The organism is Streptomyces misionensis, assembly GCF_007896895.1.
In the GTDB taxonomy this organism is placed as follows: domain Bacteria; phylum Actinomycetota; class Actinomycetes; order Streptomycetales; family Streptomycetaceae; genus Streptomyces; species Streptomyces misionensis_A.
Window position 1 is genome coordinate 60,372 of sequence record NZ_VOGW01000044.1, and the last position, 8,536, is coordinate 68,907.

8 protein-coding genes and 1 pseudogene are annotated in these 8,536 nt (G+C 72.6%); 6 read left to right on the forward strand and 3 right to left on the reverse strand.

The window, feature by feature from the left end; genetic code table 11:
- The first annotated feature begins 101 nt into the window (after positions 1-101).
- On the forward strand, positions 102-1,403 hold the full coding sequence (locus FRZ03_RS08160; protein ID WP_146464491.1) for a magnesium transporter MgtE N-terminal domain-containing protein: 1,302 nt from the start codon (positions 102-104) through the stop codon (positions 1,401-1,403).
- Between the two features lie 296 nt (positions 1,404-1,699).
- A complete protein-coding gene (locus FRZ03_RS08165; protein ID WP_261398713.1) occupies positions 1,700-3,292 on the forward strand; it encodes an NRAMP family divalent metal transporter in 1,593 nt (530 codons plus the stop codon).
- Between the two features lie 27 nt (positions 3,293-3,319).
- Here the strand turns inward: FRZ03_RS08165 and FRZ03_RS08170 are convergent, their stop codons facing one another.
- The 3 genes and pseudogenes from FRZ03_RS08170 to FRZ03_RS08180 all read right to left on the reverse strand — a co-directional run bounded on the left by FRZ03_RS08170 (position 3,320) and on the right by FRZ03_RS08180 (position 5,234).
- Positions 3,320-4,093, reverse strand: coding sequence for a hypothetical protein (locus tag FRZ03_RS08170; protein WP_146464493.1), 774 nt, complete (start codon positions 4,091-4,093; stop codon positions 3,320-3,322).
- A gap of 95 nt (positions 4,094-4,188) precedes the next feature.
- Positions 4,189-4,650 (reverse strand): annotated as a pseudogene (locus tag FRZ03_RS08175) (NUDIX domain-containing protein); the annotation flags it as partial.
- A gap of 131 nt (positions 4,651-4,781) precedes the next feature.
- Positions 4,782-5,234, reverse strand: a complete 453-nt coding sequence (locus tag FRZ03_RS08180) for a DUF6027 family protein (protein ID WP_146464495.1) — start codon at positions 5,232-5,234, stop codon at positions 4,782-4,784.
- A gap of 193 nt (positions 5,235-5,427) precedes the next feature.
- Here FRZ03_RS08180 and FRZ03_RS08185 point away from each other — a divergent pair, with 193 nt between their 5' ends.
- The 4 genes from FRZ03_RS08185 to FRZ03_RS08195 form a co-directional block, all read left to right on the forward strand.
- Entirely contained in the window at positions 5,428-6,003 is a 576-nt protein-coding gene (locus tag FRZ03_RS08185) for a hemerythrin domain-containing protein (protein ID WP_146464496.1), read from the forward strand.
- A gap of 106 nt (positions 6,004-6,109) precedes the next feature.
- Entirely contained in the window at positions 6,110-6,286 is a 177-nt protein-coding gene (locus FRZ03_RS38900) for a hypothetical protein (protein ID WP_186785303.1), read from the forward strand.
- Between the two features lie 352 nt (positions 6,287-6,638).
- On the forward strand, positions 6,639-6,980 hold the full coding sequence (locus FRZ03_RS08190; RefSeq protein ID WP_146464497.1) for an aminotransferase class IV: 342 nt from the start codon (positions 6,639-6,641) through the stop codon (positions 6,978-6,980).
- A gap of 280 nt (positions 6,981-7,260) precedes the next feature.
- The coding region (locus tag FRZ03_RS08195) for a condensation domain-containing protein (protein WP_261398715.1) at positions 7,261-8,536 on the forward strand (1,276 nt) is incomplete at its 3' end.

An 8,536-nucleotide genomic window follows, 5' to 3' on the forward strand; every position in this document is an offset into this window, starting at 1 on the left:
GCCCAGTCGTCGTGATCCGCGGACATGGCACGACTGGGTCACGTACCGCGAACCTACTCCTCCAGGTGTGCCTATTCGGGGTGTATGTCTAGCGTGGGGGTGTGGATCGCTTGGTGTATCTCGCCCAGTTGCTCCGACGGCCGGTGGTCGGCGGTGACGGCGAGGTGGTGGGAAAACTCGTCGACGTCATCGTGCGGCTCCGCGGGCATGACTATCCGCTGGTCACCGGACTGGTCGTACGCGTGGGCGGCCGCGAGGTCTTCCTGCCCGCCGAGCAGGTCACCGACCTGGACCGGGACAAGATCACGTTGGCGAGCCCCCGGGTGGACCTACGGCGCTTCGAGCGGCGCGAGGGCGAGGTGCTGCTGCGGGCGGATGTGCTGGGCCACCGGGTGATCGATGTCGCCGATGTCGAACTGGTGAGGGCCTACGACATCGAGCTGGAGCAGCGGCTGGACCAGTGGGTGCTGACCTGCCTGGACACCCGGAGGCCCCCGCGTCTGAGGAGACTGCTCGGGGGCCGGACGGCCCGGCCGGACTGGCGGGACTGGAAGTGCTTCGAGCCTTTGATCGGTCATGCCCGTTCCGCGCGGGCCCGCGGGCCGTTCGCCCGCCTCGGAAGACTGAGGCCGGCGGACCTCGCCGATCTGCTGGAGGACGCCAATCGCACCGAGTCGCACGAGATCCTGCAGACCGTTCACGCGGATCCCGAGCTGGAAGCCGACGTCTTCGAGGAACTGGAACCGGACTCGCAGACCCGCCTGCTGGGTGAACGCAGCGACGCCGAGATCGCCCAGGTGCTCGCCCGTATGCGGGCCGACGACGCCGCGGACGCCCTCAACGACCTGCCGCAGAGCCGCCGACAACCCGTTCTGGACGCGCTCCCGTCCGGGCAGCGCACCAAGGTGCTGACGCTGATGGGTTTCAACCCCTCCAGCGCGGGCGGGCTGATGGCGCTCGACGTACTCGCCATGGCGGGCACCAGCACCGTCGCCGAAGCACTGCGGGCGGCGGGGGCGGCGCGCGCCCTGCAGCCCCAGGCACTGACCAGCGTGTACCTGATCGGGGAGGAACGGCGGCTGCTGGGCGTGGCACCCCTCGTGGAGTTGTTGCAGGCCGATCCGGCGGCGCGACTGGAGGAGGTCGCCGACCGCGATCCGGTACGGGCCGGGCCGGACACCGACGTCGAGGACGTCGCCCTGCTCATGACCGACTACAACCTGCTCACCGTCCCGGTGGTCGACGACGAGGAGCGCCTCCTGGGCGTCATCACGGTCGACGACGTCCTCGACGCGGTCATCCCGGAGGACTGGCGCCGACGCGAGCCGGCCCCCCATCCCGCCCACCACCCGGGAGAGCCCGCACTCGAGTCCTCCCCGCACGACATGCCGCCCGGACCATGAACGCGGACGACCGGCCCACGGGCGGAGCGGGTCGCCCGGGGCCCTCGGAGCGGCCCGCCGGCCACGAGCCCGCGGCCCGGCCCGCCCGCTCGGAACCTCCGGCCCGCCCCGGGCCGGAGCGTCCCGAGCCGCCCGGCCACGCCGACCGCTCCGCCGAACCGGCCAAGCCTCGCCCGCCGGAGCACGAACGGCTTCCGGCGAAGCAGCAACCGCCGGAAGGGCCCCCAAAGCACCCGGCCACCGGGTCCGTGAGGAAGCCGGCCACGCCACCGGTCCGTCCCACGAGGCGCAGCGCCGTGCGCGACGAGGCGCACATCGGGGAGATCCAGGGCGCCTTCGGCCGTGTTCCCCGTGAACGCGCGGGGGAGCGCCCCGGCCTCAAGGCCCGACTGCTGACCCTGCTGGCCATCGTCGGTCCCGGCATCATCGTGATGGTCGGCGACAACGACGCCGGCGGCGTGGCCACGTACGCTCAGGCGGGCCAGAACTACGGTTACTCGCTCCTATGGGTCCTGCTCCTGCTCATCCCGGTTCTGATCGTCAACCAGGAGATGGTCGTACGGCTGGGCGCGGTCACCGGTGTCGGGCACGCACGTCTGATCACCGAGCGGTTCGGGCGGTTCTGGGGGTGGTTCAGCGTCGGCGACCTCTTTCTGCTCAACTTCCTCACCATCGTCACCGAGTTCATCGGCGTCTCCCTGGCCGCGGAACACCTCGGCGCCTCGCCGTACGTCGTCGTCCCGGTGGCCGCCGTCCTGCTGATCGCCGTGACCGCCAGCGGCTCCTTCCGCCGCTGGGAGCGGGCGATGTTCGCCTTCATCGGGGCCAGCCTGCTGCTGATCCCGCTGACCTTCATGTCCCAGCCGCGCTGGGGCCGCGCGGCTCACGACTTCGTGGTGCCCGGTATCCAGGGGGGCGTCAGCGGCGAGGCGGTCCTGCTGATCATCGCGATCGTCGGTACGACGGTCGCTCCGTGGCAGCTGTTCTTCCAGCAGTCCAACGTCATCGACAAGCGCATCACCCCGCGCTTCATCGGGTACGAGCGTGCCGACACGGTGCTCGGCTCCCTCGTGGTCGTCGCGGGCGCCGCCGCATTGGTCATGATCGCCGACTTCGCGACCCGGGACACCGCCGCGCAAGGCCACTTCACCGACGCCGGCGGAGTCGCCGACGCCCTGGCCCGCCATGACACCGTCCTCGGCGTACTGTTCGCCGTCATCCTGCTCGACGCCAGCATCATCGGAGCGGCGGCCGTCACCCTGGCGACCAGCTATGCCTTCGGCGACGTCTTCCACCTGCGCCACTCCCTGCACCGCAGCTTCGGCGAGGCCAAGCCGTTCTACGCCTCCTACAGTCTGTTGGTCCTGGTCGCGGCCGCCGTCGTGCTGCTGCCGGGCGCGCCGCTCGGCCTCATCACCGAGGCCGTGCAGGCGCTGGCCGGACTGCTGTTGCCCTCGGCGAGCGTGTTCCTGCTCCTGCTGTGCAACGACACCGAAGTGCTCGGACCCTGGGTCAATCCGCGCTGGCTGAACATCCTCGCCACCGTCATCATCGCCGTGTTGCTGATGCTCTCCGGCACGCTCATGGCCACCACGCTCTTCCCCGGAGTCAACGTCACCCGGCTCACCATCTGGCTGGCCGCCGCCCTGGTGACGGGCCTGATCGTGGCCGCCGCCGCGGTGTACGCGGCCCGGCGCCGCGCGCCCGCACGGCCGGTTCCCCTGATGTCACAGGCCGACAAGCTCGCCTGGCGTATGCCGCCCCTGGCCCTTCTCCAGCCGGTGCGCTGGTCCGCCGGCACCCGACTCGGCATGCTGGCGCTGCGCGGCTACCTGATCCTCAGCGCCCTGCTGCTGCTCGTGAAAGCAGTCCAGCTCGGCGGAGCCTGACCGCGCGCTACCCGGTCGGCAACACCGCTACCGGCCGTGCCCCGCGCCCAGGCCGGGCGGAGTCGCCGCCTCGCGCGAAGCGTCCCGGGCAGGCGGCGCACGGCGCCTGGCTTCGGCGGCCTCGACGATCAGGCGTGCCGCGTCGGGAGGAAGGTCCAGGTTCCTCTCCAGCCAGACGGCGCTCCTCGCAGTGCCATGGGCGGCCAGCACCCACGCCTCGTAAAGCCGACCTGAGGGCGGGGCATCCCCTTCCTCGCAGACGGCGCGGACCGCGTCCGCGGGGAAGCCGTCGAGCGTGTCTGCGGTGAACCACGAGCTGTCGACCGGCTCCGTGCTCCTGTCGCGCCCACGCCCGAGCGGGCGGAGGCGGGCCTGCCACACCCTTGTGCCGACGACCAGTGCGAGGAAGGCTGCCGCCATGACGACAGCGGCCACACCGATGCGGTCGGCAGCGGGCATCCGCGTCCACACCGGCGGCAGGAAAGCCACCGTGCGGCCGCCGTGGCCGAGGTGAAGCAGGATCGACATCAGTGCCTCCGCCGTTCCATCCTCGCTTTGCGGCCGGCCCCCGACGAACGTACCCGGAAATCCCTGACGGAATCCGTACGGCTCCGCCATGACCACGGTGGCGGCGCGCGTTGCCGATGCCGCCGGGTGATCGTCAGCCGTCTGGGCGAGGCACTGCGCAACGATGCCCGGGCCCCGGCTCACGACGAAGCAGTCGACCGCCGTCCCCCGCTTGGTCCGACTGTTCTGGTCCGCCTGTTCGGGGGCCCCACCACCTCGATCCGCGACGGCCATGGCTCACGAAAGCGCTGCACCGGCTCGTACCGCGCCGCGCCGGCGTCGTGGCCGCCTGCCGCCCGCCAGGGAGCCGACGGCATCGACATCAGTGCTCAGGCGTACGGCGTGAAGTGCGCCGGCGCGTGCGTGACGGGCAGTTCGGGGCGCCAGGCGGTGAGGATCTGGGCGCTGCACACGAACAGGCCGTCGGGCAGCCGGTCCAGCGGGTACCAGGCCCAGTCGCCGACCCGCTCGTCCGGCCGGGTCGCCGGGCGGCCGCGCCAGGCGGTGACGACGGCGCCGACCGTCACCCGTACGACGTCCTCGACATGGTCGACCAGCGTGCCCAGCAGCCTGACGTCCTCGGTCCGTGCGACGAGCCCGGTCTCCTCCGCGAGTTCACGGACCGCGGTCTCCTCCAGCGATTCCCCGGCCTCCACGGTGCCACCCGGCAGTTCGAGCGTGCCCCGCCGGTGCCGGCCGAGCAGCAGCCCCTCGTCGCCGAGGACGATCACCCCCACACCGACGGCGGCGTGCGGGACGGGCGGCTTGGGGGAGCGGTCGCGGCTGGAGACGGGGGTGACACCGGGTACGGACACGGGGGGCTCCTGGCGGGTGTGGGACGGTCTGACGGAAAGCGCGGGCCGATGCCCGGGGCCACTATGCCGGACGCGGCCGAGCATCCCCGATCTCCCCCGGAGCCCGCTCAGCCCTTGGTGTCGGTGGTGTCCGCGGTGTCGGTGGTGTCCTCGTACTGGGCCGGATACACGGACGGTTCGTCCAGTGGCAGCTTCAGCCAGGCGATCATCTCCCGCAGCCGGTGGTAGGCCCGCAACCGCTCGCCGTCGCTGTCCTGCCGCTCGGCCTCGGCGATCGGCTCCCACAGCCGGTGCACCATCACGGGCCCGATCTCCAGCAGCCCGCCGCTGCCGCCGGTGGCCCACCGCGCCAGCACATAACGGGCGAGGGCGCCCACCGGGATGCCGAGGCTCTCCGACATGCCGCGCAGGGTGGCCAGCGGATCGAGCCGGCCGTAGAGGACGACGTCCGACTTGAAGTTGGCGTGCGGATCGTTGTCCGGCCAGGTGGCGCACCAGCGGTGGAGCCGTATCGTCGGCTCCTCCTCCTGTCCGGTCTCCTCGTGCGGCACGGTGGTCACGGGACCTCCCCCTCGGACGGCGCCTGCCCGTCATCATGCCCTGCCCCCGCGGCCGGGATGCTTCCGCTCGGGTGAAACGCCGCGATCGAAGTGGCCGGAGCGGGTACTCAGGGTGCGGCAGACGCCCGGACCGTACGCCGGCCGGAGATCCGCACCGTACCGCCGACACGAGACCGACGAGGAGCGATCGATCATGGGTGACGCGCAGAAGGACCGCGACCAGGCCGCGCGGCTGCCGGAGGGCGATGTCGTGGCGATCCTGCTGGAGCAGCACGCCCGCATCAGGGAGCTGTTCGGCAAGGTGAAGCAGTCCAGTGGTGAGCAGAAGCAGAAGGCCTTCGACGAGCTGCGCGCCCTGCTCGCCGTCCATGAGACCGCCGAGCAGATGATCCTGCGGCCGGTCGCCGCCGACACGGCCGGAAAGGCCGAGGCCGACGCCCGCAACGCGGAGGAGGCCGAGGCCAACAAGGTCCTGTCCGAGCTGGAGAAGATGGACGTGGACAGCGACGAGTTCATCCGCCGGCTGGCCCGGTTCGAGACGTCGGTCCTGGAGCACGCCGAGAGCGAGGAGCAGCAGGAGTTCCCCGCCGTGCGCGCAGGGTGCCCGGAGGACCAGCTGCGGAAGATGGGGAGCCGGCTCCAGTCCGTGGAGCGCATGGCGCCTACCCACCCCCACCCCACGGTGGCGGGTTCCCCCGCGGCCCAGTGGCTGACCGGCCCCTTCGCCGCCATGGTCGACCGGACGAAGGACGCGCTGAGCAAGGGCTGACCGAAGCACCGCAGGCACTCTCCGCAGGACGATGCCCGGGCGGCGTGTCGTATGAGGCCAGGGGTTCGCGGGTACTCGGGCGCGGTCATGGAAGGAGGGTGAGACCATGGCAGGCGGCGACGATTTCTACTCCAAGGACCGACCCGAGCATCCGCAGATGGCGGAGGACCGGCCCCGTGGGGGCGGCCCGGAGGACCGGCCGACCACCGGGCACCGGCACGCGCTGATCTGGTTCGTCGTGGCGGTGGTGGTGATCCTGGTCCTCTTCTTCATCTTCATCTGAGCCATTCCCGCCGGGGCCTCCCCGCGCCCGAGAGGTGACGTGGAGCGAGCTTCATAACGAATGTAGAGCCGACATTTACCGCACCCCCTGCTACCTGTGGACAGGGATCCGTGGGTGAGCGACGAGGCGTGGCCGGGCAAAGGGAGCGCCCGACATCCACTTCCAGCCGCGCTACGTCTTCGCCGCCATCGGGGCCGGCTCGCCGGGGTGGTCCGCGCCTACGAACTCCTCGCCGAGTCCTGCGACCACCCCCTCCACCTGGGCGCGGCCTCCGGCAATGGCCCGGGCCAGATCTTCGTCAAGGGCGAGGTCGTGCGCACCGTAGCGGAGTCGAAGATCGACCGCCGCCGAAGTGGTCACCCCGCCGCTCACCGGCACCCTGCTGCCCGGCGTCACCCGCGACACCCTGCTCACCCTCGCCGCGCGCCGCGGGTACACCGTGCGCGAGGAGCGGGTCTGTGTCGAGCAGTGGCGCGCGGAGAGCGCGTCGGGCCTCGTCACGGAGACCTTCGCCTGCGGCACGGCGGCGCTGGTGACCCCGGTCGGCGAGGTGTGCGACGGCACCGACCGCTGGACGATCGGCGGCGGGAAACCGGGCCCGCTGACCCTGGAGATGCGCGACGCGCTCGGCGACCTGCACCAGGGCCGGGTGCCGGACCCGCACGGCCGGCTGCGGGTCCACGGCGGCCGGTAGCGGACCGGCGGAAACGGACGCGCACGCGGGCGTCCCTTGAAGGGCGGTACCGGAGGACCGACTCCCGGTGCCGCCCTCCGCGTGTCGTGCCCGTCCCGCGAGGGCCCCCGCACGGGCGGACCGCCGGTGACACCGCGGGCCGGCACCGCACGGACCGCCCATGACCTGCCTCCCCTCCCCACAACCGCAGCCGACTCTGCGCACACCGCTGCCTCTTCTTCCCTGGGGGCCGTGCGCGACCGGCGGCACGCTGCTGGGAAACACGGCTGGGAGGCTCACAGTGACAACAGGCCCGGCCCCCGAGGGGGCACCGCACGACGTGGACACCCGCACGGCATCCTTCGCCCAGCGCCGGCTGTGGTTCCTGGACCAGCTGGCGGGCTCCGCCACCGGCTCGATGCTCCCGCTGGTCCTGCGCCTGCGGGGCACCCTCGACGCCGACCGCCTGGAACGGTCGCTCGCCGGGATCGTGGCCCGGCACGAGGTGCTGCGCACCCGGTTCACCGCCGTCGACGGCGAGCCGGTGCCGGTCGTGGACGCGACCGCCGGGCCCACCCTGCGCCGGATCACCGCGACCGGGCCCGCCGACCTCTACGCCCGGTGCCTGGGCCGGCCGGTCGACCTCGGAGCCGAGCACCCGGTGCGCGCCACCCTCGCCCGCGTCGCCGACGACGAGCACCTGCTGCTGATCGAGGTCCACCACATCGCCGTGGACGGCTGGTCCTGGGGCGTGCTCCTCGACGAACTGGCCGCCGGCTACCGGGGGGAGACCGTCGCCCCGCCCGCCCGGCAGTACGCTGACCTCGCCCGCGCCCAGGCGGAACGGCTGACCGGCGAGCGGCTGGAGCGGCTGCTCGGGCACTGGCGGGACCGGCTGGCCGGGCTGACCCCGCTGGAGCTGCCCACCGACCGGCCCCGGCCCCGCCGCTGGGACGGCTCCGGCGACGTCGTCCGCTTCGACCTGCCCGCCGACCTGGTCACCGCCGTGGACGGGCTGGCCCGCTCCCGGCGCGTCACCCGCTACATGGTGCTGCTCACCGCCTACCAGGCGCTCCTCGGCCACTGGGCGGGCCGCACCGACGTCGCCGTGTGCAGCACCCTCGCCGACCGCGCCCAGCGGGGCGCCGCCGAGCTGATCGGGCCGCTGGTCAACACCGTCGTGCTGCGCACCGACCTGTCCGGACGGCCCGGCTTCGACGCGCTCCTGGAGCGGGTGCGCGGGCGGGTGCCGGCCGACCTCTCGCACGCCGAGGCCCCCTTCGACCTGGTGGTCGGCGCGCTGGGCGGCTCCCGCGACCTGTCCCGGCACCCGCTCGCGCAGGCCTCCTTCACCCTGCTGAACTCCCCGATCCGGCCGGTGCGGATGCCGGGACTGGACGTCACCCTGGTCGAGCCGCCGCTGACCGAGACGCCCCTCGACGTCTTCCTGGACCTGACCCTGCGCACGGACGGCAGCATCGCCGCCATCCTCCAGTACGCCACCGCCCTGTTCGACGCCGCCACCATGCGCGCCTTCGCCCGGGCGTACGTGGCGCTGCTGCGGGCCGTCCTCGCCG

Coding starts and splice junctions, on each gene's coding strand:
- FRZ03_RS08170 (WP_146464493.1), bottom strand. CDS start 4,093: ATGGCCGTCGCGGATCGAGGTGGTGGGGCCCCCGAACAGGCGGACCAG.
- FRZ03_RS08185 (WP_146464496.1), top strand. CDS start 5,428: ATGGGTGACGCGCAGAAGGACCGCGACCAGGCCGCGCGGCTGCCGGAG.
- FRZ03_RS38900 (WP_186785303.1), top strand. CDS start 6,110: ATGGCAGGCGGCGACGATTTCTACTCCAAGGACCGACCCGAGCATCCG.